Source organism: Cellulomonas fimi, from assembly GCF_028527925.1.
GTDB lineage: Bacteria > Actinomycetota > Actinomycetes > Actinomycetales > Cellulomonadaceae > Cellulomonas > Cellulomonas fimi_C.
Genome location: NZ_JAPESW010000122.1, coordinates 1 through 985, shown reverse-complemented (window position 1 = coordinate 985; position 985 = coordinate 1). Strand labels below are relative to the sequence as shown.

Genomic DNA, 985 nt, shown 5'->3' with positions numbered 1-985 from the left:
TCCCCGCCTTGACCTGGTGCCGGACCGCGCCCGACGGGTCGAGCACCACCCCCAGGACCTTGCTGCCCCCGATGTCGAGCCCGACGGACCAGCCGCCGGACCTCACCCGCACGTCCACGTCAGCCCTTCACCGCGCCCGCCACCAGGCCGGACGTCATCTTTCCCTGCACGAACAGGAAGAACACGATCACGGGCACGGCGATGATCGCCGCACCGGCCATGACCACACCCCAGTCGGTGGCCCGGTTCGCCTCGACGAGGCCCTGGAGCCACAGCGGCAGGGTGCGCTGCGCCGGGTCGGTCATGACGACGAGAGCGAGGGTGTACTCGTTCCACGCCTGCAGGAACCCGTAGACGCCGGACGCGACGAGGCCTGGGGCCAGCAGGGGGAACGTGATGCGGAAGAACGCGCCGGTGCGGGAGAGCCCGTCGACCATCGCGGCCTCCTCGAGCTCGATCGGCACGCCCGCGACGAACCCGCGCAGCATCCAGATCGTGAACGGCAGGATCGCGGCGGTGTAGACGAGCGCGAGGCCGCCGACCCGGTTCACCAGGTCCCAGCCGTCGAGCAGCTGGTACTGCGAGATGAACAGACCCTCGGCGGGGATCATCTGCACGACGAGGACCGTGAGGATGAACGACTTGCGGCCCTTGAACCGGAACCGGCTCACCGCGAGCGCCGCGAGGAACGCGAACAGCAGCGCGGCGACCAGCACGATCACGACGACCGACAGGGACACGCGCATCGACGCCCAGAACGAGGCGTCGTTCACGACCCGGCGGAAGTTCGACCAGGTGCCGCCGAGCGGCAGGAACGTCGGGTCCGGCGCCTGCAGCTTGTTGAGCGGCAGGAACGCGCTGTTGATCATCCAGTAGACGGGGAACACCCAGACCACCGCGACGAGCACGGCGACCAGGCCGAGCAGGCGCCGCGCGAGCGGGCTCTGCGTCCGGCCGGCGTCCGTCGACGCGCGTCGGCGGGGTG

At 70.4% G+C, this 985-nt stretch carries 1 protein-coding gene; it reads right to left on the bottom strand.

Features of this window, described 5'->3' with window-relative positions; genetic code table 11:
* Positions 1 to 119 precede the first annotated feature (119 nt).
* On the bottom strand, positions 120 to 985 hold an 866-nt coding region (locus OMK64_RS20035), incomplete at its 5' end, for a carbohydrate ABC transporter permease (RefSeq protein WP_272730110.1).